General features: G+C 36.7%; 21 protein-coding genes and 1 pseudogene. 13 read left to right on the top strand and 9 right to left on the bottom strand.

The window, feature by feature from the left end; genetic code table 11:
• Nucleotides 1-197 precede the first annotated feature (197 nt).
• A complete protein-coding gene (locus MHB74_RS24500) occupies nt 198-992 on the top strand; it encodes a DUF2628 domain-containing protein (protein WP_061679581.1) in 795 nt (264 codons plus the stop codon).
• A gap of 235 nt (nt 993-1,227) precedes the next feature.
• Nucleotides 1,228-1,569, top strand: coding sequence for an alkylphosphonate utilization operon protein PhnA (phnA, locus tag MHB74_RS24495; RefSeq protein ID WP_000212737.1), 342 nt, complete (start codon nt 1,228-1,230; stop codon nt 1,567-1,569).
• A 182-nt stretch (nt 1,570-1,751) separates the two neighbouring features.
• On the opposite strand, the gene MHB74_RS24490 is transcribed toward phnA, so the two are convergent.
• From MHB74_RS24490 to MHB74_RS24475, 4 genes are all read right to left on the bottom strand, one after another.
• Entirely contained in the window at nt 1,752-2,549 is a 798-nt protein-coding gene (locus tag MHB74_RS24490) for an ABC transporter permease (protein WP_061679580.1), read from the bottom strand.
• Complete coding sequence (locus tag MHB74_RS24485) at nt 2,533-3,192, bottom strand: ABC transporter ATP-binding protein (RefSeq protein WP_061679579.1); 660 nt, start codon at nt 3,190-3,192, stop codon at nt 2,533-2,535. The genes MHB74_RS24490 and MHB74_RS24485 overlap by 17 nt, the downstream gene beginning before the upstream one ends.
• Before the next feature lie 54 nt (nt 3,193-3,246).
• Entirely contained in the window at nt 3,247-3,420 is a 174-nt protein-coding gene (locus MHB74_RS24480) for an aspartyl-phosphate phosphatase Spo0E family protein (protein WP_061679578.1), read from the bottom strand.
• Nucleotides 3,421-3,650: 230 nt separating this feature from the next.
• Nucleotides 3,651-4,721, bottom strand: coding sequence for an NAD(P)/FAD-dependent oxidoreductase (locus tag MHB74_RS24475; RefSeq protein ID WP_061679577.1), 1,071 nt, complete (start codon nt 4,719-4,721; stop codon nt 3,651-3,653).
• Nucleotides 4,722-5,071: 350 nt separating this feature from the next.
• On the opposite strand from MHB74_RS24475, the gene MHB74_RS24470 reads away from it, so the two are divergent.
• From MHB74_RS24470 to MHB74_RS24460, 3 genes are all read left to right on the top strand, one after another.
• Nucleotides 5,072-5,311 carry a YuzB family protein gene (locus MHB74_RS24470; protein WP_000595025.1) on the top strand — a complete coding sequence of 80 codons (240 nt, stop codon included), beginning with the start codon at nt 5,072-5,074 and terminating at the stop codon, nt 5,309-5,311.
• Nucleotides 5,312-5,549: 238 nt separating this feature from the next.
• Nucleotides 5,550-6,416 (top strand): diaminopimelate epimerase, encoded by an 867-nt coding sequence (gene dapF / locus MHB74_RS24465; protein WP_061679576.1) that lies wholly within the window; start codon nt 5,550-5,552, stop codon nt 6,414-6,416.
• Nucleotides 6,417-6,456: 40 nt separating this feature from the next.
• Nucleotides 6,457-6,810 (top strand): HesB/IscA family protein, encoded by a 354-nt coding sequence (locus MHB74_RS24460; protein WP_000573830.1) that lies wholly within the window; start codon nt 6,457-6,459, stop codon nt 6,808-6,810.
• A gap of 146 nt (nt 6,811-6,956) precedes the next feature.
• Here MHB74_RS24460 and MHB74_RS24455 read toward each other — a convergent pair whose 3' ends face one another.
• Nucleotides 6,957-7,520: a GNAT family N-acetyltransferase gene (locus tag MHB74_RS24455; protein ID WP_061679575.1), complete on the bottom strand. Its 564-nt coding sequence runs from the start codon at nt 7,518-7,520 to the stop codon at nt 6,957-6,959.
• A 213-nt stretch (nt 7,521-7,733) separates the two neighbouring features.
• On the opposite strand from MHB74_RS24455, the gene MHB74_RS24450 reads away from it, so the two are divergent.
• The 3 genes and pseudogenes from MHB74_RS24450 (at nt 7,734) to MHB74_RS24440 (ending at nt 8,555) form a co-directional block, all read left to right on the top strand.
• Nucleotides 7,734-7,922, top strand: a complete 189-nt coding sequence (locus MHB74_RS24450) for a hypothetical protein (RefSeq protein WP_061679574.1) — start codon at nt 7,734-7,736, stop codon at nt 7,920-7,922.
• A gap of 84 nt (nt 7,923-8,006) precedes the next feature.
• Nucleotides 8,007-8,096, top strand: a pseudogene (locus MHB74_RS24445) (O-methyltransferase); the annotation flags it as partial.
• A gap of 105 nt (nt 8,097-8,201) precedes the next feature.
• Nucleotides 8,202-8,555, top strand: coding sequence for a YxeA family protein (locus MHB74_RS24440; RefSeq protein WP_061679573.1), 354 nt, complete (start codon nt 8,202-8,204; stop codon nt 8,553-8,555).
• Between the two features lie 28 nt (nt 8,556-8,583).
• On the opposite strand, the gene MHB74_RS24435 is transcribed toward MHB74_RS24440, so the two are convergent.
• Complete coding sequence (locus MHB74_RS24435; RefSeq protein WP_061679572.1) at nt 8,584-9,045, bottom strand: DUF523 domain-containing protein; 462 nt, start codon at nt 9,043-9,045, stop codon at nt 8,584-8,586.
• Nucleotides 9,046-9,122: 77 nt separating this feature from the next.
• Between MHB74_RS24435 and MHB74_RS24430 the strand changes: the two genes are divergently transcribed.
• Nucleotides 9,123-10,004: a helix-turn-helix domain-containing protein gene (locus MHB74_RS24430; RefSeq protein ID WP_061679571.1), complete on the top strand. Its 882-nt coding sequence runs from the start codon at nt 9,123-9,125 to the stop codon at nt 10,002-10,004.
• Nucleotides 10,005-10,021: 17 nt separating this feature from the next.
• On the opposite strand, the gene MHB74_RS24425 is transcribed toward MHB74_RS24430, so the two are convergent.
• Nucleotides 10,022-11,269 (bottom strand): MFS transporter, encoded by a 1,248-nt coding sequence (locus MHB74_RS24425; RefSeq protein WP_061679570.1) that lies wholly within the window; start codon nt 11,267-11,269, stop codon nt 10,022-10,024.
• 329 nt (nt 11,270-11,598) lie between these two features.
• Complete coding sequence (locus MHB74_RS24420; RefSeq protein WP_061679569.1) at nt 11,599-12,078, bottom strand: GyrI-like domain-containing protein; 480 nt, start codon at nt 12,076-12,078, stop codon at nt 11,599-11,601.
• A gap of 465 nt (nt 12,079-12,543) precedes the next feature.
• On the opposite strand from MHB74_RS24420, the gene MHB74_RS24415 reads away from it, so the two are divergent.
• Nucleotides 12,544-22,896, top strand: a complete 10,353-nt coding sequence (locus MHB74_RS24415; RefSeq protein ID WP_340844568.1) for an isopeptide-forming domain-containing fimbrial protein — start codon at nt 12,544-12,546, stop codon at nt 22,894-22,896.
• 58 nt (nt 22,897-22,954) lie between these two features.
• Here MHB74_RS24415 and MHB74_RS24410 read toward each other — a convergent pair whose 3' ends face one another.
• Nucleotides 22,955-23,944: an NAD(P)/FAD-dependent oxidoreductase gene (locus tag MHB74_RS24410; RefSeq protein ID WP_000829779.1), complete on the bottom strand. Its 990-nt coding sequence runs from the start codon at nt 23,942-23,944 to the stop codon at nt 22,955-22,957.
• Between the two features lie 462 nt (nt 23,945-24,406).
• On the opposite strand from MHB74_RS24410, the gene MHB74_RS24405 reads away from it, so the two are divergent.
• From MHB74_RS24405 to MHB74_RS24395, 3 genes are all read left to right on the top strand, one after another.
• On the top strand, nt 24,407-25,615 hold the full coding sequence (locus tag MHB74_RS24405) for an NAD(P)/FAD-dependent oxidoreductase (RefSeq protein ID WP_000856609.1): 1,209 nt from the start codon (nt 24,407-24,409) through the stop codon (nt 25,613-25,615).
• A gap of 123 nt (nt 25,616-25,738) precedes the next feature.
• Nucleotides 25,739-26,245, top strand: a complete 507-nt coding sequence (locus MHB74_RS24400; protein ID WP_061680150.1) for an NUDIX hydrolase — start codon at nt 25,739-25,741, stop codon at nt 26,243-26,245.
• Nucleotides 26,242-26,559: a YuiB family protein gene (locus tag MHB74_RS24395; RefSeq protein WP_000027007.1), complete on the top strand. Its 318-nt coding sequence runs from the start codon at nt 26,242-26,244 to the stop codon at nt 26,557-26,559. Before MHB74_RS24400 ends, MHB74_RS24395 begins: the two co-directional genes overlap by 4 nt.
• Nucleotides 26,560-26,617 lie beyond the last annotated feature (58 nt).

Here is a 26,617-nt window from a genome sequence, read left to right as displayed (position 1 = left end):
CAAAATGATTAACTTAGTGTATTAAACGTATCATTCATAAGTATTTTAATATATTTAAAAGTAAAATGGAATAATAAACGGGTAATTGTCGGAATATATTCGATTTCTGTTCATTTTTATGAAATATATGTACTTTTTGTTAGAATCCTTCTTTTTATTTCTATAAAATACACGTATGTAGAAATAAGAAAAGGATGATGTACGTGAAGGAAACTGTTTTACAAGAATCAATTTCTCCGCAACAGTTACATACAGTTGTTCAAAAGAATACGGCGTATTATGACTTTAAGTGGGGGAAAGTAGAAAATCCAGCGCAAAGAAATACGTGGAATTGGGTAGCCTTTTTCTTCCCACCTTTATGGTTAGCTTATCGTAAAATGTATAAGTTGTTTATTATACTTATGTTATTCTCGGTTCCTAGTATACTTATACCGCCTTTTATAGACATTCCCGATGGGATTTTTTTATCAATTGGTTTAGTTTTTCAATTAGGAATGATGATATTTACTGGATGGCAAGGAAACCGTTTATATTATAAGCACGCTGTCCGTATTTTACATAAGGGAGAAAATATGCCTGATCATGAGAAGGCATATTATTTACAATCAAAGGGTGGCGCTAGTTTTGCTGGCATGATTGGTTTACAAGTTATAGTGACGATAGTATTTGGCGGAGCTATGTTTGGACTTTCCCTTTTACCAACTGAGCCGAACATTAAAAATATTGTTCGTTCAAGTGGTGAAGGTGTTACTTTAGAGATTATGACGGATAATCCAACGTGGAAGCTTGTAAAGAAAGAAAAAGATTATGATGTAGTAGAATTTACTGGTTATGATTATACAGAGAAGAAAAACGTGAAAATAAAATTTGCTGTTTATTTTAGTGAAGACTATTTTGAATGGCAAGAAGTATATGAGAATAATAAAAAGTTAAGTGAAGAAGAGTTAGAAGAGTATCAATTTTATATTGAGGAAAATGGTTGGGGGTTCTAGTGAGAACTCATTCATTTTGAAAAAAAGAATCTTGTGAAGGTTCTTCTTTTTTTATTGGAAACACCATGCGAATTGAAATTTTGTAAAATACAATAAAAAATGAGAATTCCAGGTAGGCTTGTCAATAACGTAAGACTATGGCACTATAAAGAAATGCTGTACAAATTTTATTTATCGAGATGTAAACATCAATTTTGATTTTTACGTATAAATAATGAACGGAGGAAATGAATTTATGGCTACTTTACCAAATTGTCCAAAATGTAATTCAGAATATACGTATGAGGATGGCGTTCTTTTCGTATGTCCAGAATGTGCTCATGAGTGGGGCCAAGAAGCAGAAGCTGAAAATAATGATGGTGCAAAAGTTGTAAAAGATGCGAACGGAAACGTTCTTCAAGACGGCGATGCTGTTACTGTTATTAAAGATTTAAAAGTAAAAGGAACTTCTTCAGTTGTGAAGATCGGTACGAAAGTAAAGAGTATCCGTCTAGTTGATGGCGATCACGATATTGATTGCAAAATCGACGGTTTCGGAGCTATGAAGTTAAAATCACAATTCGTTAAGAAGGCGTAAATAATAAAAAAAAGAGGAGGCGAGTAGCCTTCTCTTTTTTTTATTGTCATTTTTTGTCGGTAAGTCGATATTCCTTGTCGAATCGCCGATATATTTCAAAAATCGTTGATATAATTTGAGTTACGATAGATATATTCGAAAAATCGTCGATATAATTTCATTTATCATGAACAGTGGACAATTTATCGCGCACTATAGTCAATCTCTTTCAACTGACACCGCTTATTAAAGAATGTTTTATATCCAAGCTGTAAGAAGATAATAACAGCAAAGGCTGTGCTTCCTGAAATACCAAGTATGATAGCAATTTGATATTGAATAGCTGTAAATGGTGATACACCAGATAAGATTTGTCCTGTCATCATGCCTGGTAAGCTTATAATTCCCATTCCGACCATAGAGTTGATCGTTGGTAAAATAGCAGAGTCAAAAGCGTCACGGATGAGCGGAGCAACGGCTTCTTTCGGTGTTGCTCCGAGCATAAGGGCACCTTCAATTTGACCTCTTTGCGATTTCATGTTGTTTAAGAACGTATTGGCACCTAGAGAAACGCCTGTCATTGCGTTCCCAACTAACATTCCTGTAATCGGAACGATGTATTGCGGCGCATACCAAGGGTCGTGACCGATAATAACAAAGATAAATAGTAGAAGTGGCCCAATCGATCCGGCAACCATGGAAAGAGCGGCTACTCGTTTTAAGTCTTTTGACATCGGGATGTTGACTCGTTTATAAATATTAAAAATGGCAAAGGTAGTAATAGAAGTAATAAGAGCAATTGTATAAAATGGATTACTATTTTCAAATACGTATGTAAGGACATATGCAACAAGTACGAGCTGAATCGTCATACGGAATGTTGCGAGTGCAATTTGTTTCTCACGCGGTATTCCTTTTAATTTTACAAGTCCAATTAATATAAGAATAAAAATATATGCAGCGGCAAGTTGCCAAATTTGGAGTTCAATAACGCCCTTCAACTGAGAGCACTTCCTTTCTAGTTGCACCGTTTGCTTTACTAATCTCAATAATGTCGTCTGCAATTTCTTCTGGAAGTTGTTGTGAGTGTGTGATGAAGATAACTGTTTTTTTCTTTTCTTTTGCTAGTATAGTAAATTTTTTCATAACGCGGCGTTCTGTATCACTATCTAGCGCCGATGTTGGTTCATCTAATAAATAGACAGGTGGATCCATAAGTACGATACGTGCAAAAGCAAGTCGTTGTTTTTCCCCGCCTGATAATGAATCGGCATTGTCTTCTAAATTTTTTTCTAAGCTAACAGTCGTTAATGCGCTACGCAGTGCATTATCATTTGGAAATGGTTTTTCAGAAAGACGAAGTCCCATTAATAGATTGTCTTTAATCGTTCCATCAAAAATAGGTGGCGTTTGCCCAAGCATGATTACATCACGTCGTAATTGAATAGGAGGATAGTCGGAAATTAACTTTCCGTTATATTCAATTGTACCGGATGTTGGAGATTGCAAATCATTTAGCATGCGGAGCAATGTGCTTTTTCCGCTCCCGCTCTCACCGATAATACATGTGATTTTTTCTTTTTGAATCTGTAAATAAGGAATGTGTAGTATATCTTTATATGTAACGTCTTTTAATATAAACATAGATGGCTCCTTTCTGATTCTAGTTATATCGTATCAAAAAAGAGAAGATAACGGTTATAAAGAGCAACGTTTTTTCTTCGTCTTGAGTTCTATTAATAAGTTAAGTAAACGATCTAATTCTTGGCTGAAAGAAATTACTTTATCATGAGTGAATCCGTATTGTTCAACGAGATAGATCAGCTCTTTCTTCTTTGCTTCTATTCGATCGTTTAGTTTCGTTAAGTTCATAAGTGAAATGGAATGCCTCCTGTAAAAGTATTTACAACACAAAAAATAAGACCGAATGACTTCGGTCTTAAAGGAAATAAAACAACTTATAAATAGCATACACTGTTTATTGATAGTTTTTAATATGAAAATGAAAAATAAATCATTATTCATATTGAGAAAGATGTGTCTGATAATTATATGTTAACGAATAAAAGAGGCTGCCTGCTTAGTAGACAGCCTGTAAAGTATTAACCTTTATGATACTTGTACATCCAAAGAAGACCGGATTTTAATAATCTCGGTACACGTCCCATTAATGGTTGGTTTGCTAGTAAACCGAAGCCGTGCTTCTTCCCAAGAGAGCCGAGAACACCTTTTAATTTAATTACAGGTAGTTCGTCAGGAAGTGGTTCATTATTCCAACGTTTTAATAATATTTGGACAATTTGTTCTCCTTGACCTTCAGCAAGTTGGGCAGATGGTGCGTGTGGAAGTGCTGCGCAATCTCCTACAACATACACGTGCTCGTTATTCGGAATATTGTGATATTTTGTTAAAACAACCCGTCCGCTACCATCTTGTTCAACTGGAAGGTTTCGAACAACTTCATTTGCTTGAATACCAGCTGTCCAGACGATTGCATCACATTCAAGTGGTTCATCGTGGTTGTACACAATATTTGGTTCTACTTTTGTAATGTTAGAGTTTCTTATAATAGTAACTTTATGTTTTACGAACCATTCTTCTACGTATCTACTTAATTTCTCTGGATATGGGAATAGAATCCTATCTTTTCGATCAAATAAGTGAATTTTTAAATCAGAACGGCTTTCGCGAAGTTCACTTGCAACTTCAACGCCACTTAATCCAGCACCAACGACAGCTACTGTTGCGTTTGGTTCTAGACTATTTAATTGTTCATATGTCTTACGAGTTTGTTCAATCGATTGTAGGCTATGTGTATATTCCTTCGCTCCAGGAACGTTATGGTATTTATCTTCACAGCCAAGTCCGATAATTAAATCATCATATTGAATCGCTTCGCCGCCATCGAGATGAACAGCTTTTTCTTCGAGATCAATATTTGTTATTGTGCCGTATTGAATATTGAGGCGTGGATGCTCGGGAAACGGTATACGAATATGCGTTTCTGAAATAGTACCCGCAACTAATGCATAATATTCAGTTTTGAAGCAATGATATGGTACTTTGTCGATTAATGTCACTTGTACATCATCTGGAAGTTGGTTGTTTGGAAGTAGCCGCTGCAGAATTCTCATTCCACCGTAGCCGCCACCTAGTATTACGAGGTGTTTCATGATGGATTACCCCTTTTCTGTTGAAATATCCCCTAATCACACAATTTTATATTAATAAAATATTTTGACTTTACTCAATCAAATTATATCGAATTTGTGAACAAATAACAATGCATGAATGAATACTCTGTTGTACAATAAGAAGAAAAGTAAAGTAAACTGTTTTGCCTTTTTAGTTACTATTTCATTGCAAGTAGCATGTTATATAAAATAAAGCCATCTACTTTGAAGTGAAATAGTGAAGTAACTAAATAGTTTAGGATGTATAACGAAAACAACAAGAGACAGCTTAGTTTTCTTCTTATAGATAGTCAGAAGGTAATTTGTTTTGTAGTACAGGGGGGAGAATTTTGATTAAACCATTAATTGAATTTTGTGTAGGTAATCTTGCGAGTGGTTCACAAGCAGCTTTAGAGAAATTAGAAAAAGATCCGAATTTAGATGTAATGGAGTATGGTTGTTTAGGATATTGTGGCATTTGTTTTGAGGGGCCATTTGCACTTGTAAATGGCGAAGTCGTACAAGGTGCTACAGTAGAAGAACTAGTCAATAATGTATATGATTATTTGGATGAAAATCCAATGTTTTAAGGTGTTGCAATCGGCAGCACCTTTTTCTATTAGATAAAATTTTGTTTCGCAGGGGAGGATAATACTGAATATAAATAAAAAAAGGCCCTTTTAAAAGGGCTTTTTTCTTACACAATTTGTGCAAGAAAGGCTCATCGCCAAATGTTGTCAAATATGAGAAACGGGGGACATTCATATTGTGTTCTAAAAGCGTGCATTTTATACTTAAAATAACAAACTATTTTTGGAGTGAATACAAATGAGCCAATTTTCTTTTACAAAAATGCATGGTCTTGGCAATAGTTATATATATGTAAATATGTTTGAAGAACAAATTCCTGAAGAAGATTTAGCTCTTGTGGCGGAAAAGGTTTCAAATATTAATACTGGTATTGGAGCAGATGGAATGATTTTAATTTGTCCATCTGACGTAGCTCCGGTGAAAATGCGCATGTTTAATAATGATGGATCAGAAGGAAAGAGCTGCGGTAACGGTTTACGCTGCGTAGCGAAATATGCGTATGAGCATAAACTAGTAGAAGAAACAGTTTTTACAATTGAAACGTTAGCTGGCATTGTAACGGCGGAAGTAACGGTAGAAGAAGGGAAAGTTACGTTAGCGAAAATCGATATGGGAGCACCGCGTTTAACGCGTGAAGAAATACCGATGCTTGGTGAAGGTGAAACACCATTTATTCGTGAAAACTTCTTATACAATAATCATCGTTATGCATTTACAGCTGTTTCAATGGGGAATCCGCATGCGGTTATTTTTGTGAATGATGTAGAACAAGCACCTCTTACAACACTTGGGCCAGTCCTTGAGACACATGAAATGTTCCCAGAGCGAGTAAATGTTGAATTCATCGAGATTTTGAATGAGGAAGAAATGAACTTCCGCGTTTGGGAACGAGGATCTGGTGTAACACAAGCTTGCGGAACAGGGGCGTGTGCTGCGGTTGTAGCCTCTATTTTAAATGGAAAGATGGAACGTGGTAAGGAAATTACAGTTCATTTAGCTGGTGGCGATTTAATGATTGCATGGACAGAAGAAGGCAATGTGTTAATGAAAGGACCAGCGGAAGTAATTTGCCGCGGAGTGTATGAGTACAAGATAGAAGCGTAAAGATGTATAATAGAATGAGAACAGAAAGGATGTGTATTTCATGATTGAAGTAACAGAACAAGCAGCTTTTCAAATTAAAGATATGTTAAAAGATGCTGAAGATGGAGAGAAGTACGTGCGCCTTGCTGTACATGGCGGCGGATGTACTGGCCTTTCTTACGGCTTAGGATTTGAAGTAGAACCAAAAGAAGACGACACAGTTCTTGAATTTTTCGGTGTTGAATTTGTTATCGATACAGAAAGTGCTCCAATTGTTAAAGGAGTAAAAATTGATTATAAACAATCTATGCTTGGCGGCGGATTCACAATCGACAATCCAAACGCAATCGCATCATGCGGATGTGGATCGTCTTTCCGTACAGCGACGAATGCTGGTAAGCCTGAAGAGTGCTAAGTTTTTAGCAGAAATAGAGAAAGACCTTTTTAGCGATTGAATAAAATCGTTAAGGAGGTCTTTTCTTTTGCCGTAAAAAATCAAAAACGTCGCCTTCCCAATTTAGAAACTGACTTTAAGATATGTTGCATAACAAATGTTAAACTCTAATTTATCTTTGCATAGATGCAAGTATCAGTTAGTTGTTTGCCGTCAGCGGTAAGATCTTCATTACGTAATATCCCTTCAAGTTCAAAGCCTAGTTTTTCAGGGATTGCACGACTTTTCATATTATTACGTTCACATCGTATTTCAATCCTTCTAAATTTGAATGACTCAAATCCAAGGTTTATTAACGCATTTACTACTTCTGTCATATATCCATTTCCACTAAATTGCGTGTTAATCCAGTATCCAATTTCACATTTAGAAACCTTCCAATCAATTCTGTGAAGGCTAGCAGTTCCAATAAAATCATTTGTCTCTTTATGGTAGATAAGATAGCGAAAGCTTTCTCTTTTCAAAAAATCTATATGCGCATTTCTTAGGAGAATTTCCGTTTCTTCAACAGTAGGAATTGACTGGAATAAAAGCAACCATTGCTTTAACTCATTAATGGAATCTTTAATAGCTTGTTGTACTATATTCCCTTCACCAGCTTGAAGTGGTGCTCGAAGAATGAGTCTGTCTGTTTCTATTTGTAACGGAACATCTAATAAAATAGGGTTCATATTATTTCACCTCTCGAAAACTTTAAATTAGGACAGAATGAAACGTATGTAAAAAAACTTTCGCTCAAAAGTTAGAGAACAATAAATATATATTCAACTCATCACTTAGAAATCCTTTTTCATCTATTGCCTTCTAATTTCTTTATCATTTATTTGAGCTTCAAGTTCTCTGTTTTCCAGAGTTATAATGGAAGGGTAGAAAGAGGGGGATATATGCTGGAAGATATTTTTGAATTTATATTGAAGTACGTTATAGGTTCTATTTTTAGAGTTATAAGATACCTTGTGATAGATATTATAATAGAATGCATAATAGAAGGTGTAATAAACGGTATAAGGAGATTACGTGATAAAATCCGTGATAAGTGGCGAAACTGGCGTGAAAGACGTTATTGGCGGTAATAGGTACATAAAAAATTGGCAGTAAAGAGATAGAGGATAAAAAGCCTTAAGGGGGATGATTAATTCATTTCGCTTAAGGCTTTTTATAAAGAAGTAGTAGCAACGCATCCAAATTTAGAATCTGTACTCATTCCAATTGGTGACGGAATGACGGTTTCTAAAGTAAAGAAATAATTATTATCTTACAAAAGTGTAATGTTCATGTCATGTTTTTGAATTTCTTCTTTAAAGTTTAGGCTTTAAGATAACAATATAAGAAAAACACATGAGGTGAAGGAAATGAAAAGATATATTGCACTTTTTAGTATTTTAGTTGTATTTGCAAGCTTATTAGTTGGCTGTGATTTAAATCGTATGGGTAAAGACGAGTATTACGTTCAAATTACAGTAGATGGAAAAGAGTATAATGGTAAAGCTGATAATGGTCAGCCTTATAAAGATTACGAATATAAACTAACTGGTTTTGATAAAGACGGAAAAGAAAAAGAATTAGAATTTACTGCACAAAAAAACTTACGTAAAGATGCATTCTTACGTGTATATCACTCAGATAAAAAAGGTGTATCAGCTTGGGAAGAAGTAAAGAAAGATGAGCTTCCTGCGAAAGTGAAAGAAAAGCTAGGTGCAAAATAAGAAAGAAAAAAGGAATTGACGAATAGGGTCAATTCCTTTTTTCTTTATCAAAATCCTCTTCCGAAATGACTTTCAATCCATGTCTTTTGAATAAAGCAGTGGTTACCCCGTAACCAGTTTGTTTATTTCCGTTAAATTCTCCAGTGTAAATCCTAGAACTACCACAAGATGGACTGCGTTCCTTTAAAATAATATATTCTGGATGTAAATTCTTAATTTGTTCTAGAGCTTTATAAGCACCGCTCACGAAAGCTTCTGTAACATCTTCACCGTCTTTTGTCATCACTTTCGCTTTTCCATCTAAAACATCATCGCCATTCCCGCCAATAATTTCAGCTGAAGGACGAGGCGTTGGTAATCCTCCTAATACTTCAGGACAAATGAGGACCGTATCTTCTTGTTGCAGCAAATCCTCTATCTTTGAAACGAGATTGTCATTTCCATCATACCGACAAGCGATACCACCTAAACAAGCACTTATTACGATCATATTGTCACCTCCAAAAAAATTTAAAATATCACGCCAATTTTTCTTCCTGACTCTTACCTATAAATGAGGTGATGAAAATGGGAAGCTTATATAACTTAATGAAACCATACAGTGAATTTCGAAGTAAAGAAGAGTTTAATACATATCAAAAACAAGTTTTGAAGTACTATCGATACCAATTAAATAAGACGGATGCTACCATCATTCATTTTTTAGGAAAGTATGCGGTGAATGAGAAACAGAAAACAGTGGGAGTTGCTTGTCCATTAATGGAGACAATTGCGACGAATGTTGGAAAGAGTATTCGTACAGTACGCCGCTCGATTGCAAAGTTAGAGGAACTAGGCATTATAAAGCGTGTTGCAACAAAAGAAAGACATAGGCGCGGTGGATATAGTGCGAACTTATATGTATTTCTTACATCTGCAATTGACCGCATGGATGACCGTATGAAAATGTCCGCATGTGAAAGTGATGATCGTGCAGCTGGCTGTAGTAAAAATGAGCAAAAATATGAGGGGGAAACAATTCTTTCTAAAAACATTCCACAAATAAAAGAGAATAGAAAAGAAACGTACGAGCTTGATGAGACGTATTGCCGCCATGATATACCGAAGCCTTTTATATACGCGCTTGTGCCGATGACGCGTAATCCGAAGAAGATTAATATATTTTGGAGTAAGGTGGAACTTGCGTATAAAAAGAGCGGGTTACTAGAACAAGGTGTGTTACTGGAGCAAATATTAGCCGATGAAGAAGTGTATGGAAACTTTATTTGGCGAGTAAAGAGTGTTGTAAGAGCGTATAAATACGGGGAAATCCGTAAAAATGTGAAGGCGCTTTTATATAGTACAGTGCGGGATTTATTTTTAGAGGTTGGATTAGAATGGGGAGCAGCTGTGAGAAGAAGTAAGGGGATACCGTTATTTGATCCGTTTAAAAAGGAGCCATGCGTATAACACATGACTCCAAGTAGTTAATCAAACTTTCTTACAACTGGAACACGAATCGCTACAAATAGTACGAAGACGATAACGGCGATTGCACCGCTTTTCATAACGGTTACGATTGGAATTCCTATTGCAAGTGCGATTGATGTGAATGCATAAGAAAGCGGGATAAAGCCCATTGATGATAGCATAAGTAGACTCATTACGCGTCCCATCATTTCTTCTTTTACTGTCGATTGAATCATCGCCATAAGCGGAACGATAGCCATTGCGATTGTAATACCGTAAAACATGCCAGCTAATAATGCTTGCCAAAGTACGGTGCTAAAGTTAATGGATAAGAAGAATACACCAGACAGTAGCATCATGATAATGCAAAATAGACCACGTCTACGATTAATATTTTTTAAACCGACAATGACGGCGCCTATTGCCATTCCGCCTCCTACAGACGCTTCTAAGTAACTAAACTGAAGCGAATCACCGTGCAGAACATTTTTAACGAAAAGCGGGAAACCGACTTGCATCGGACCAATTAAAAATAAGTTTAAAAAGGCGCTACAAAGAAGGAAAGTTGAAAGGAATGGTGATTCCTTTACATATAAGATTCCTTCTTTAATAGAAGTGAACATGCCTTTGTCTGTATTTTCCTGCTCTGGCATCGTAAATTGTATTTTTTGAACGAGTATGGCTGCGACGATCAGCAATAAAATCGTGATTGAAAAGATCGTTTCATAGTTCGTAAATTTGATAAGAATTCCGCCAAGTACAGGGCCTAAGATAACCGATGCTTGGTTTGTCATTTGTGTAAGTGAGTTTGCTTGTGTTAAACGGCTTTTTTCTACAAGTTCAGGCAAGATAGATCCATCAGCTGACCAGAAAAAAGCATCAGCAAGTCCAAAGAATAAAGCGAATAAAGCAAATGTATATAGTGTTACATCACCTACGATGAACCATGTAAGAATGGTCGCGACAAGAATAGCACGAATAATATTAGAGTAAAACATAATGTTTTTTTTCGGGAATTTATCAGCTACAGCGCCGCCGATAATCATAAAAATAAGCCTTGGAACACTAAGAGCTACGAAAACAACACCGAGTGAAGCCTCAAGGTTTAATGTTTTTGCTATGTACCACGTTTGTGAAAAAGTAAAAAAGGCTAAAGCAAAACTTGAAAAGAGTGTAGCTGCCCAAAGAAAAAGGAAATTCGTATTTTTTAATAACGGTTTTCCGCTTCCCTCTAAAGCAGATTTATTTTGTTGTAGTTCCTCCATATTGCTTCCTTTCTATGTGACAAATTTAAACTAAAAAACCTGTTAACAATCGTTTTATCCCGCGTTAACGGGCAGTAAAACTCCCACCTCAAAATTTGGCTCGAGCAAAGAAGTTAGGTGGGAGACTAACTGCCCGTAAACGTCCGATTGGTTCAACTAATACTCAGTAGTGGGGGGATGCCCCCCCACTACTGAGTATAGTTTCACTTTATACAGTTTCTAATATTTCTATACTGCACTTTCTCATTGTAGACAATAATGTGGAATTTGCACAGTGGCTATTTAACGACAAAAAAGAAGATACCAAATGGTATCTTCTTTTTTGTCGTTCAGGCTAATGCAATATAAATATCTAATTGTACGTTGTTTGGATCTGTTGCTTTTTCATTATAAAGCTCAAAGTCTGTTGTAAAAGCACGTTTGTTTTCTTTTGACCATTTCCAAATATATTCCCAGGCCTCGCAAACGACTTCAGCAACTGGTCCCTTTCTCGTTGTAAATACCGCATAGGTAGCGGCAGGTATTGTTAAAGTTGTCATATTTTCAGGTACGCTTTCTAATGAAGAAACGGGCATGCCGATTGTAAATTGATATGTGCCAGTTTCATCTGATTCATAATTGGAGTAGAAAGCGAATGTTTCTTTCGTTTGTTGATTTGGGATGTGATGCATCATTTGTTCTTGGAAGTATTGGTTCCAAAGCCCTGGAATTTTACCTTCAGTAGATGCCTCTATTTCATTTGTCGTCGTAATCGAAACGCCGATTGCTTGGAAAGCTTCTTTTTTTACGATAATAGGTTCGTTTATCATTAAAAATTCCCCCTCTCAAATTAGAACATTTGTTCTTCTTTTAATATAACATATTTTTACATGTATCGGTTACTATTTTTCGGGAATTTAAATAATAATTAATGAACTAAAATAAGTAAAAAATGGTAAACTTCCTATTGCTTGTATAAATAGATTAGGGAGTATGTTAAGATTTTTATGTATCCTTTAACTGTTATATAAACCTATATAATATGGGTTTTTCCTATATTAAAAAAATAGTAGAGGTTTATATAGGTATCTGGTATATACGCTATTTTTGATAAATGAAAATAGTAATACTCTATGAGATTTGTATTGTTGAAATAAAGATTTCAATGATGCATCTTCGTAGGACAGATTGTTGCGAGTGGATATATATTGCTATGTTTCCGGTTACTAAATGAAATGGGTACTGAAATGAAGTAGACGGATAGCAAATATATAGAAAGGAGAAAAGGTAGAAATATGAAAAAAGTGTTGAAAAGTTTTAATGTCGTAACAATGATTACACTTCTCCTATCCATCATATTACCTTCACCTAGCGCTTTTGCTACAGAGATAAATAAAAAGAGCTGGGATGAGTTACAAGGGAATGATGTGAAGATTAAGGCAGAGAAAGTGAATGCTGAAATATACAGGGGAGAAGTAGCTGAGAGGGAGCACGTATTTCAATATACGATTGAAAATACGGGAGATACACCAATTCAAGAATTGGTGATGAAACAAAATAATGACAATGAAATTATGTTTCTTCCTCAATCTATGAAAGTAAACGGGGAGAAACTACCTGAAAATAGGGTAGCTGATTTCTATATAGAAGAAAAAGATAAGGGAGGAAAGCTTCTTTCTTCTAATCTTAAAATTCAAGATTTAAAATCACACGAAAAAATAACTGTGTTAATAAAAGCTAGTCGTGCACAGCATTTTAATAAAGAATACAAACAAAAAATTAGTGTGCAAAAAGATCAAGTGCAAATAGGAAATATGTCTGTAGATGTTGAAGGGATTCCTTCTGAAGACAAGGGTGAAGCGAACGCCGATGATGAGGCTGACAGTAATAAGAAAGAAGTAGGCGCATCAGTTGATAATACAACTAAAAAAGTTGATGAAAAGCTGAAAGTATCTGTAGAAGATAAAAATAAACCTACATCAAAAACAGAACTGGAGAAGGCAGAACAACCAGTAACTGAGGCTGAGAAACAGCCAGAAAAAGAGGCAGCAAAGCAGGGCAATGCAGAGGTACAAGCTGCATCAGAAAATGCTTCAAAGGTTCAAATCCAAACAGGGGATAAGCAAGGGTTTGGAGATCCACTGTATTCTGTAATTGCTGCTGGTAATTTAGTACAGACGGGTAATGTGACGCTGGGGCTAACAGATAATTACTATACTAGGCAAAGTGTCGGGGGAAAAATAAATAAAAAAGCTGTAGATGTTGATAATGATGACACTACATTTAATTCATCAACAGGAGCTTTTCCTAACATTCCTGCTGGAAGTAAAGTGAAAAAGGCGTATTTATTTTGGACGGCAGCCATGAGTATACCAACTTATGCGAACGAGTATAAAGTGAGTGATGAAGAGGTAAGACAGCCAGTTAAAATGAAGATGGGAAATAAAGAATATACAGAAGTAAGTGCTGATAGTATACGACAAGCAAAACTTTTACCTTATATAGCTAACTATGCAGGTGGTTATTCTGGTGATGGTTATGTTGCATTTGCTGACGTAACAAATGTAATTGCAAAGCAAGGTATTTCTCAAACGGTGACAGTTGCTAATGTACCTCAAATTAAATATGAAAAGGGTAGTGGCTACTATTGGGGTAACTGGAATCTTATATTAGTTTATGAAAACTATAAAGAAACCGTAAAAGATATGAAAATTTGGGAAGGTTTAGTTGCTCAAAAAAGTACAGCTTGGGCCGATATTAATGTTAATAAAATAAACACACCGAAAGAAGGGGCTTTTAAGGCGAAATTTAGTTATTTCTCGTCACAAGGAGATCCTGCTGATCATGATGGATATGCCTATGATTATGGAGAGTATGACTTTGGATTAGGATATCAAAAGTTGAAAAATATTAACGGTAAAGACAATGATGTTAATGACTCGTCTATGACAGAAGTACAAGTGGATGGCACTAACGAGTTTGTTACAAAAAAATATCCGGGATATAACCCAGATTGGACAAATTCATTTAGTACAGATATTCATACGTATCATCTTGAGGGACCAAAGCAAGTGAAAAACGATTTAAAAGAAGGAAAAATGCGCTTTAGAGCATATGGTGGCGGCGGTGATATTTACGTATTAAACAACACTACATTCGTCACAGAACATAATGCACCAAATTTACAAGTCGATAAAAAGGCGTTAGATAGTGCTGGAAAAGAAATTAAGGAAGTTAAAGTTGGCGAAGAGATTACGTATCAAATTGAAGTGAAGAATGATACGAAGAATAATCAAGCACCGGTATCTAATGTAAAAGGATTTGATAAATTAGATAATCGCTTAGAGTATGTCCCGGGATCCATTCAATATGTTACTGGGAGCAATAAAGGACAAAAAACAGATGATGCAAACGATGATGAAGCAGAGTTTGTAAATAATCAAATTGATTTTCGTCTTGGTGAAGGGGCAGATGCTACAGACGGTGGTGTTTTACAGCCTGGTGAAAGTGCCGTTATTACATTTAAGGTGAAAGTGAAAGAATCTATACAATCAGATACAACAGTCAAAAATGTCGTTGCTGTAAAGGGAAAAGATAGTGCCGAGATAAAGTATGAAAGTGAAGATGATGCAAATGTTACAGTTACGACTCCAAAAGAGGTTTCTGGAGAAGTAGAAGCGACAAAAATAGCTTCTAACAAAACGCCGAGTTTAGGTGATGAAGTAGAGTATCACATTACTTTTAAAAACATTATTAAAGATGGACGTCTAGATGTGTTGACAATTGAAGATGAATTGCCGAGTGGTCTTGAGTTTGTGAAAGGTAGTTTGAAAGCAGAAGGTGCAAAACCAGAGCCAGTAGAACTGAAATTTGAAAATGGAAAAGTAATTGCAAAGTATCCAGAAATTATGGATATGGAAGAAAGAAGTATCGTCTTTAAAACGAAAGTAAAAGAAACTGCAAAAATTGGTGAAGAAATTGTTAACAAAGCAATTGTTAGTGATAAAATAAATCCACCAAAGGATCTAGAAGAAAAAATTACACCACAGCATAAGGCCGGCAAAATTGCTGCAAAGAAAAAAGCAACAAATAAGAAGCCGAAGCTAGGAGAAGAAGTTGCATATCAAATTAGCTTCAAAAATACGGTGGAAAACGGAAAACTAGAGGCAGTTACAATAGAAGATGAAATTCCAGCTAACTTAGAATTTGTTCAAGGTAGTGAGAGAGCTGAAGGTGCTGGACCAAATCCAGTAGAGTTAAAAGTAGAGAATGGTAAGGTAATCGCAAAGTATCCAGAGATTACAGATACAGAAGAGCGAAGCATCATTTTTAAAGTGAAAGTAAAAGAAGAAGCAAAAGCAGGAGAAACAATTGTTAATAAAGCAATTGTAAGTGATCCGAATGGTCAGACTGAGTACCCAGAAGAAAAGATTACGCCAGGTTATAAAGACGGTAAAGTAGACGTAGATAAAAGCGTAACGAATCAAACACCAAAACTAGGTGAAGAAGTGGAATACCGCATTACATTTCATAATACGGTAGAAAACGGAAAGCTAGAAAAGGTAATGATAGAAGACACGTTGCCTGAAGGTGTTGAATACGTGAAAGATAGTTTGAAAGCAGAAGGTGTAAAACCAGAGCCAGTAGAACTAAAAATGGAGAATGGCAAAGTAACTGCAACATATCCAGAAATTACGGATATGGAACAAAGAAGTATTGTTTTTAAAGTGAAAGTAAAAGAGACGGCAAAAGTAGGGGAAGCAATTGTAAACAAAGCAGTTGCAAAAGATCCGAAACATGATCCGACTGATGCAAAGGTTGTTATTACACCGCAAAGTAAAAAAGGTGTAATTGCTGCTACAAAGGTAGTTAATAATGAAAAGCCGAAGCTAGGAGAAGAAATCGAATATCGAATTAGTTTTCATAATACGGTAGAGAACGGAAAACTAGCAGAGGTGCGAGTAGAAGATACAATTCCAACAGGCCTTGAATATGTAGAGAATAGTATTAAGGCTGAAGGCGAAGCGCCGGGTCCAGTAGAATTAACAGTTGAAGCTGGGGTAGTTAAAGCTAAGTATATCGATATTACGGATACGAAAGAAAGAAGTATCGTCTTTAAAGTAAAGGTGAAGGAAGAAGCAAAAGTAGGTAAAGAGATTGTCAATAAAGCAATTGTTGACGATACGGAACATCCACCGATTGAGCCGGAGGAAAGAATTACTCCGCAGTATAAAGATGGAATGATTGATTCGAAGAAGACAGTAGATAATCCAACGCCAAAACTAGGAGAAGAAGTGGAATACCGAATTAGCTTTAAGAATACGGTAGAAAACGGAAAACTAGAAAAGGTAAAAATAGAGGATACAATCCCTAATGGTTTAGAGTATGTAAAAGATAGTGAAAAGGCGGAAGGCGATAAACCAGCTCCAGTAAAGTTACGTGTGAAAGATGGAAAAGTTATCGCTGAATACGAAAATATTACGGATACGAAAGAAAGAAGTATCGTCTTTAAAGTAAAGGTGAAAGAAGAAGCGGAAGTAGGCAAGGAAATCGTCAATAAGGCAATTGTTGACGATACGAAAGATTCAAAAGAGCCAGAAGCAAAAATTACGCCATTACACAAAGATGGAAAAATGAAAGCAAAGAAAAGCGTAAATAATCTAGTGCCGAAGTTAGGAGAAGAAGTAGAATACCGAATTAGCTTTAAAAATACGGTAGAAAACGGAAAACTAGCAGAGGTGAAAATAGAAGATACTTTACCAGAAGGTTTAGAGTATGTAGAAAACAGTGTGAAAGCAGAAGGTGCCGAACCAAATCCAGTAGAGTTGAAAGTGGAAAACGGTAAGGTACTGGCGAAGTATCCAGAGATTACGGATACAGAAGAAAGAAGTATCACTTTTAAAGTGAAAGTAAAAGAAGAAGTAAAAGTCGGCGGAAAAATCGTCAATAAAGCAATTATTGATGATACAAAAAACAAACCAGAAACACCAAAGGCAGAAATTACTCCGCAGTATAAAGATGGAAAACTTGAAGCGAAAAAGATGGTAAATAATCAAGCGCCGAAGTTAGAAGAAGAAATTGAATACCGAATTAGTTTTAAAAATACGGTAGAACATGGAAAGCTAACAGAGGTAAAAATAGAAGATGATTTACCAAATGGTTTAGAGTACGTGAAAGATAGTTTAAAAGCAGAAGGATCTAATCCAGATCCAGTGGAATTGAAAGTGGAAAAAGGCAAGGTACTGGCGAAGTATCCAGAGATTACGGATACGAAAGAGAGAAGTATTACTTTTAAAGTGAAAGTAAAAGGTAAAGTGAGCGATACAATTGTCAATCAAGCGATTGTGAGCGATACGAAACATCCGCCAGAAACACCGAAGGCAGAAATTATTCCGCAGCATAAAGATGGAAAAGTTGAAGCGAAAAAAGTAGTAAATAACCCGTCACCGAAGTTAGGAGAAGAAGTAGAGTACCGAATTAGCTTTAAAAATACGGTAGAGGACGGAAAACTAGCAGAGGTGAAGATAGAAGATACTTTACCAGAAGGCTTAGAGTATGTAGAAAACAGTGTGAAAGCAGAAGGATCTAATCCAGACCCAGTAGAGTTGAAAGTGGAAAACGGTAAGGTACTGGCGAAGTATTTAGAGATTACGGATACAGAAGAAAGAAGTATCACTTTTAAAGTGAAAGTAAAAGAAGAAGTAAAAATCGGCGAAAAAATCGTCAATAAAGCAATTATTGATGATACAAAAAACAAACCAGAAACACCAAAAGCAGAAATTACTCCGCAGCATAAAGATGGAAAAGTTGAAGCGAAAAAAGTAGTAAATAACCCATCACCGAAGTTAGGAGAAGAAGTAGAATACCGAATTAGCTTTAAAAACACGGTAGAAAACGGAAAACTAACAGAGGTAAAAATAGAAGATACTTTACCGAAGGGCTTAGAGTATGTGAAAGAAAGTGTGAAGGCAGAAGGATCTAAGCCAGAGCCGGTAGAACTGCAAGTGAAAGATAGCAAAGTAATTGCCAAATATCCAGAGATTACGGATACAGAAGAAAGAAGTATCGTCTTTAAAGCAAAAGTAAAAGAAGACTTCAAAGTTGGTGAAGGTATTGTCAATAAAGTAGTTGTTGATGATACGAAAGATCCAACGACTTCAGAAGTAACAATCACTCCAGAATATAAAGACGGTAAGTTGAAAGCAGAGAAGGTTGTAAACAATAAGAAGCCGAAGCTAGGAGAAGAAGTAGAATACCGAATTAGTTTTAAAAACACGGTAGAAAACGGGAAGCTAGCCGAGGTTAAAGTAGAAGATGAAATACCAGCTGGATTAGAGTATGTGGAGAACAGTGTGAAGGCAGAAGGTTCTAAACCAAGTCCAGTAGAACTGAAAGTGGAAAACGGAAAGGTACTGGCAAAGTATCCAGCAATTATGGATACGAAAGAAAGAAGCATTGTCTTTAAAGTGAAGGTAAAAGAAGAGGCAGAAATAGGTAAGGAAATTGTCAATAAGGCAATTGTAGTAGATACAACACATGAGCCAGAAAAGCCTCATGTGGCAATTATCCCACAATATAAAGACGGCAAGATTGCTGCTCAGAAAGTGGCGAATAATCATAAACCAAAACTAGGAGAAGAAGTAGAATACCGAATTAGCTTTAAAAACACGGTAGAAAACGGAAAACTAGCAGAGGTAAATATAAAGGATACATTACCAAATGGTTTAGAGTATGTAGAAGGCAGCATCAAGGCAGAAGGTTCTAAACCGGAACCAGTAGAGCTACAGGTGAAAAATAATAAGGTAATGGCAAAATATCCAGCAATTACAGATACAGAGGAAAGAAGCATTGTCTTTAACGCGAAGGTAAAAGAAAGCGTAAAAGTGGGAGAAGAAATCGTAAATGAAGCGATTGTGGATGATACAAAAAATCTGCCAGAAGAGCCTTACGTACCGATTACCCCGCAATATAAAGATGGAAAAATTGAGGCGAGAAAAAAAGTAAGTAATCACGAACCGAAGCTAGGCGAGGAAATCGAATATCGAATTATTTTTAATAATACGGTGAAGGATGGAAAGCTAGCAGAAGTGAAGATAGAGGATGAAATTCCAGCTGGATTAGAGTTTGTGCAAGGAAGTGAAAAGGCTGAAGGGGAAGAGCCAACACCAGTGGAGTTGAAAGTAGAAAATGGCAAGGTAACGGCAAAGTATTCAGAGATTATGGATACGAAAGAAAGAAGTATTGTCTTTAAGGTGAAGGTGAAAGATTCAGCTGCAATAGGAAAGGGTATTACAAATAAAGCGATTATTCATGTGGATGATCCGAACCATCCTATAACTGAACCGACAGCTAAAATTACACCGCAATATAAAGACGGTAAAATTAAAGCTGATAAAAAAGTAAGTAAAAAAGATCCAAAGCTAGGGGAAGAGATCGAATACCGCATTTCATTTAGTAATACGGTGAAAGATGGAAAGCTAGCAGAGGTGAAGATAGAAGATGAAATTCCGTCTGGTTTAGAATTTGTGAAGGATAGTCTAAAAGCAGAAGGTGATAAGCCGGCGCCAGTAGAGTTGAAAGAAGAGGCGGGCAAAATTATCGCAAAGTATGAAAATATCACTGACATGAAAGAAAGAAACATTATCTTTAAAGTGAAAGTGAAAGCTGATGTGGAAGTGGACAAAGCAATTGTAAATAAAGCGATTGTGGATGATTCGAAAAATCCAGTAGAGCAACCAGAAGTAGATATTACCCCGCAGTATAAAGACGGTAAAGTGAAAGCTGATAAAAAAGTAAGCAAAAAAGATCCAAAGTTAGGAGAAGAAGTGGAGTACCGAATTGGTTTTAAAAATACGGTAGAAAATGGAAAACTAGCAGAGGTGAAAATTGAGGATCAATTACCAACTGGTTTAGAGTATGTGAAGGATAGTTTAAAAGCAGAAGGTAATGAACCGAGTCCAGTAGAGTTAAAAGAAGAAGCTGGAAAAATTACAGTGAAGTATGAAAACATTACTGATACAGCGGAGCGTAGTATTAGCTTTAAGGTGAAAGTAACGGAAGCAGCAAAAGTCGGTAAGACAATTGTGAATAAGGCAATTGTGGATGATCATAATCCAAAGAATCCACCGCAAAAACCAGAAGCGATTATTACACCGGAGTATAAAGATGGAAAACTAAAAGCTGAGAAAACAGTAAATAACGAAGCTCCGAAATTAGGAGAAGAAGTAGAGTATCGAATTACATTCCGTAACGTAGTTGAGCATGGAAAAGTAGCAAAGGTGAAGATTAAGGATGAATTACCAAATGGCTTAGAGTTTGTAGAAGGTAGTGAAAGAGCTGAGGGAGAGAATCCGAAACCATTGCATGTGAAAGTGAAAAACGGAATCGTTCTTGCAGAGTATCCAGAAATTACGGATACGAAAGAAAGAAGCATCGTCTTTAAGGTGAAGGTGAAAGAAAAAGCTAAAGTAGGCGACGAAATTGTGAATAAAGCGGTTGTGGAAGATACAATAAACCCACCAGAGCAACCGAATATCGCTATTCAGCCTCAATATAAAGATGGTGCATTACAAGCAGAAAAAACAGTAAGCAATTATGAACCGAAGTTAGGAGAAGAAATCGAATACCGAATTAGCTTTGAAAATACGGTAGAGAACGGAAAACTAACAGAGGTAAAGGTAGAAGATGAAATTCCAGCCGGTTTAGAATATGTACAAGATAGTATAAAGTCTGATGGACCGGAACCAAATCCAGTAGAACTTCATGTTGAACATGGAAAAGTAACAGCAAAGTATCCGGAAATTACAGATACGAAAAAAAGAAGCATCATCTTTAAAGTGCGAGTACAAGAAACGGTACAAGTAGGAAAAGAGATTGTAAACAAGGCGATTGTGGATGATAATAATCCGACGACTCCGCCAGTTGAGTCACTTATACCAATTACGCCGCAATATAAAGATGGAAAACTAGAGGCAAGGAAAGAAGTAAGTAATCATGAACCGAAGCTAGGAGAAGAAATCGAATATCGAATTACTTTTAACGGTACAGTAGATGGCGGTAAGTTAGTTGATGTGAAAATTGAAGATGAAATCCCAGCTGGTTTAGAATACGTGAAAGATAGTTTGAAGGCTGTAGGTGACAAGCCTGCACCAACAGAGCTTACAGTAGAGAGTGGAAAAGTAATAGTAAAGTATCCAGACATTATGGATACGAAAGAAAGAAGTATCATCTTTAAAGTGAAGGTAAAAGAAACAGTAAAAGTTGGAGAGGAAATAACAAATAAAGCGACTATTCATGTGGAAGATCCGAACCATCCAGTTATAGAACCGACAGTGACAATAAAGCCAGAATATAAAGATGGTAAGTTAAAAGCAATGAAGACAGTAAGTAATCATGAACCGAAGTTAGGGGACGAAATCGAGTACCGAATTAGTTTTGAAAATACGGTAGAAAACGGAAAATTAGCCGTGGTAAAGGTAGAAGATGAAATTCCAACCGGTTTAGAATATGTGCAAAATAGTCTTAGATTTGAAGGTGCTGAGCCAAATCCAGTAGAGTTGAAAATGGAATTTGGAAAAGTAACTGCTACGTATTTAGACATTATGGATAGAAAAGATCGTAGTATTATTTTTAAAGCGAAGGTAAGAGAAACGGTTAAAATCGGTGAGGAAATTGTGAATAAAGCGGTTGTGGAAGATACAACAAACAAACCGCTTGAACCGACAGTTTCCATTAAGCCGAAGAAACCAGAAGTGAAACCGGAAGATCCGAAAGAACCAGAAGTGAAGCCGGAAGATCCGAAAGAACCAGAGGTGAAACCGGAAGATCCGAAAGAGCCAGAAGTGAAACCGGAAGATCCGAAAGAGCCAGAAGTGAAACCGGAAGATCCGAAAGAACCAGAAGTGAAACCGGAAGATCCGAAAGAGCCAGAAGTGAAACCGGAAGATCCGAAAGAACGAGAGGTGAAACCGGAAGATCCGAAAGAGCCAGAGGTGAAACCGGAAGACCCGAAAGAACCAGAGGTGAAACCGGAAGATCCGAAAGAACCAGAAGTGAAGCCGGAAGATCCGAAAGAGCCAGAAGTGAAACCGGAAGATCCGAAAGAACCAGAAGTGAAGCCGGAAGATCCGAAAGAACCAGAAGTGAAGCCGGAAGATCCGAAAGAACCAGAAGTGAAACCGGAAGACCCGAAAGAGCCAGAAGTGAAACCGGAAGACCCGAAAGAGCCAGAAGTGAAGCCGGAAGATCCGAAAGAGCCAGAGATGAAACCGGAAGATCCGAAAGAGCCAGAAGTGAAGCCGGAAGATCCGAAAGAACCAGAAGTGAAACCGGAGGATCCAAAAGAACCAGAAGTGAAGCCGGAAGACCCGAAAGAGCCAGAGGTGAAGCCGGAAGATCCGAAAGAGCCAGAGGTGAAACCGGAAGACCCGAAAGAACCAGAGGTGAAACCGGAAGATCCGAAGAAACCAGAAGTGAAGCCGGAAGATCCGGAAATAAGACTAGAAAAATTGATTAAAGAGCCGCAAGTAAAAGTAGAAAGAGAATTACCGAAAACAGGGGCAGCGTCTCCATGGATGATGTCAGTTGGTGCGGGAATTTCATTCTTAGTCGGCGGAGTATTATTCATATTAGGTAGAAGAAAACAGTAATTTTAAAAGCACAATGGGTTCGATCATGTATCGGATTCATTGTGCTTTTCTTTATATATTAAAACATACTCGAGCTATGCATCGGTTGAAGTTTTGCGTTTGGATCGAAGTAAGCTTTTGCATTGTTTACTGCTGTTGGTGCTTCACCGAAGCCGCAAGCAATGAGTTTTACTTTTCCTTCATATGTACAAATGTCACCAGCAGCGTAAATGCCAGGAATATTTGTTTCCATTTTTGAGTTCACGAGAATGCTGTTTTTTTGTATATCTAAGCCCCAGTTTTTAATTGGGCCAAGAGAGGAAACGAAGCCGTAGTTTACGATTACATCATCAACATCGATGATAATTTTTTCTTCCGTTTTTACGTGTTGAAGAACGACTTGTTCAATTTTGTCATCACCAATGAGCTCAACTGGAACATACGGTGTGCTTACTTCTGCGCGAGAATTCATTAAGCTTTCTACGCTATGTTCATGCGCACGGAATTTATCACGGCGATGAACGATTGTAACTTTGTCAGCGATTGGCTCTAACATCATTGTCCAATCAACAGCTGAGTCGCCACCGCCAAATACTACGACGCGCTTACCAGCAAATTTATTCATATCATCAACAAAATAATGTAAGTTTTTCTTTTCGTACTTTGCTGTCCCTTCTAATTCTAAGCGGCGTGGTTGAAAAGCACCATTGCCAGCAGTAATAATAACTGATTTAGAATAGTGAGTTTGCTTATTCGTAACAAGTTTAAATATACCGTCAGCTTGTTTCTCAAGCGTATCAACAGCTTCTTCTAAACAAACAGTTGGGTCAAATTTCTTCATTTGCTCTTTTAAGTTATCAACTAATTCTTGTGCGCGCACTTTTGGGAATCCGGCTACATCATAAATGTATTTTTCAGGGTAGAGTGCGGATAATTGTCCTCCAAGTTGAGGTAAGCTTTCAATGATTTTTACACTTGCTTGTCTCATACCGCCATAAAATGCTGTGAATAGTCCTGTTGGACCACCACCAATGATTGTTATGTCGTAAACTTTTTGATTTTCTGCCACTTTCATTCCCCCTATAGATGGAATTTTGATATTGATTTCATATATTGTTCATATGTACACGAAAATCCTGCAAATGATGACACTTTCAAATAAATGATAGCATATTTGAGTTCATAATACTTCTGAAAACGACTGAATTGTGTGTAAGTTTTCGCATAGATGCTTTTTAAATTGTATAAAATATGGTGAAAGGAAAATACATGAAAAAAAGGCTGAAAAACCCTTGAAAACGCTATGTTATTTTAAAATATTGATAATTCGCCAGACGCTTGAATTCTGGAATAAAACCGACTAATATAGGGAAGTATTATGTTAAATTTCTATGACAAAATTCGTACGATTTTTTGACTGCGTTTTGTTATGATATAGAATGTGATAAATTCCACATTCTTGACAAATAGAGTTTTTAGTACTTGGTATTATTTTTCATTACTATTATATAAAGAAAAGGGTTGTGATTTGGTGAAGACTCCAAAAATCGTAGTTTTAGGTGCAGGTTATGGCGGGATGATTACGACTGTTCGTCTGCAAAAAGCATTATCTGTAAATGAAGCTGAAATTACGTTAGTAAACAACAACAGCTATCACTACCAAGCGACTTGGTTACACGAGAGCGCAGCTGGTACATTACAAGATGAAAAAATCTGTCTAGATATTCAAGACGTTATTGATACAAATAAAGTAAACTTTGTACAAGACACAGTAGTAGAAATTAAAGCTGCTGAAAAACGCATTATCTTAAAAGACGGCGAATTAGAGTATGACTACTTAGTAATCGGTCTTGGTTTCGAGTCAGAAACATTCGGAATTACAGGATTAAAAGAGCATGCATTCTCAATCGCTAACATTAATGCAACTCGTGAAATTCGTGAGCATATGGAAGCTAGTTTCGCTAAATATGCAACTGAACAACGCGATGAGCTAGTAACAATCGTTGTTGGTGGTGCTGGATTTACTGGTATCGAATACGTAGGTGAGCTTGCGAACCGTGTTCCTGAACTTTGCAAAGAGTACAATGTACCACGTGAAAAAGCACGTATTATCTGTGTAGAAGCTGCTCCAACAGCACTTCCAGGTTTCGATCCAGCATTAGTAGAATACGCTGTAAAACAACTTGAGAAAAAAGGCGTAGAATTCCGCATCGGTACAGCAATTAAAGAAGCAACTGAAGAAGGTATTATCGTTGCAAATGGCGATGATACTGAATTAATTAAGTCTGAAACAGTAGTTTGGGCTGCAGGTGTTCGTGGTAATGGTATTGTAGAAGAGTCTGGCTTTGAAGCAATGCGCGGACGTGTAAAAGTTGATGAGTACATGCACGCTCCAGGATACGAAGAGGTATTCATGGTTGGTGACGCAGCGTTAATCATTAACGAAGAAATTAACCGTCCATACCCACCAACAGCACAAATCGCAATTCAACAAGGTTACAACATTGCACACAACTTAACTGTATTAGTTCGTGGCAAGGGCGAAATGAAGAAATTCGCATTCGATAATAAAGGATCTGTATGTTCTTTAGGTCATGACGATGCAATGGGCGTTGTTATGGGCAAAAAGTTAACAGGTTGGAAAGCTTCTTTCATGAAGAAAGTAATCGATAACCGTTACCTATTCTTATTAGGTGGACCTTTATTAGTTCTTAAAAAAGGTAAATTAAAGTTCTTTTAATATATAGTAGAAAAAGCAGAAACGGCTAAGAGCTGTTTCTGCTTTTTTCATTTTAAAAATATAGTATAATATATAAAAAAGAAAGAATATTCTGTCCGTTTTGGTAGAGGAGGGTATTGCATCATGGAGAAACGAGGGAAAGTGTGGTTAGCTGTCGGTGGCCTAGTAGCTACAAAAGATGGCAGGTGGCTATTCGTTAAGAAGAAGTACAGTGGATTAAAGGGGAAATGGTCTTTGCCGGCTGGTTTTGTAAATGAAGGTGAGACGGTTGATGAAGCTGTGAAACGTGAAGTGTTAGAAGAGACAGGCATTATCGCTCATGTGAAGGGGATTATTGGCGTTCGATCGGGCGTGATTCGCAATGAGATTAGTGATAATATGATTATTTTCCTTTTGGAGCCTGAAGGAGAAAACATTATTGTACAGGAGAAAGAATTGTCTGAAGTCGCGTTTTTACATCCAGATACGATTGCAGACGATCCAAATACGTCTTTACTTATCAAATATTTGTTTGAAGGAAGATCAGAACTACATCTTGAGATGAACAAAACATTAGATCCAGGAGAGCAATTCGGTTATACAGCCTATCACGTATTTACGGCGCATGCGAAGGAGAGGGAGAGAGAGTGAGTATACCGGTACTACTTATTTCAATGATGTTATTCTTTATTTTGTTTTTTGGAATTGGATTTTTACTTAACATGATTTTGCGAGCTACGTGGGTAATGGTTATTGTGTATCCAATTGTTTGTATACTTATTATTAATAAGGCGAGTGTGTGGGATTATTTTTCAAAGCCGAAAGAAACATTCTCTTCATTTGGGACAAGTGTATCGCATTTAGGACAGGCAGATGTGTTTATTCTATCTACTGGATTAGTAGGTGCTGCCTTAGCTGGAATTGTCATTAAGAAACTTAGGAAAAGCGGATATCAAATGTTTTAATCTCCAATTCATTTGGGGATTATTTTTTTGCATATTCCTTCATTGTATAGGGAATGAT

The organism is Bacillus sp. FSL K6-0069, from assembly GCF_038007785.1.
GTDB lineage: Bacteria > Bacillota > Bacilli > Bacillales > Bacillaceae_G > Bacillus_A > Bacillus_A mobilis.
Note: the sequence above shows the minus strand (reverse complement) of the source record. Positions and strands in the feature narration are given on the sequence as shown.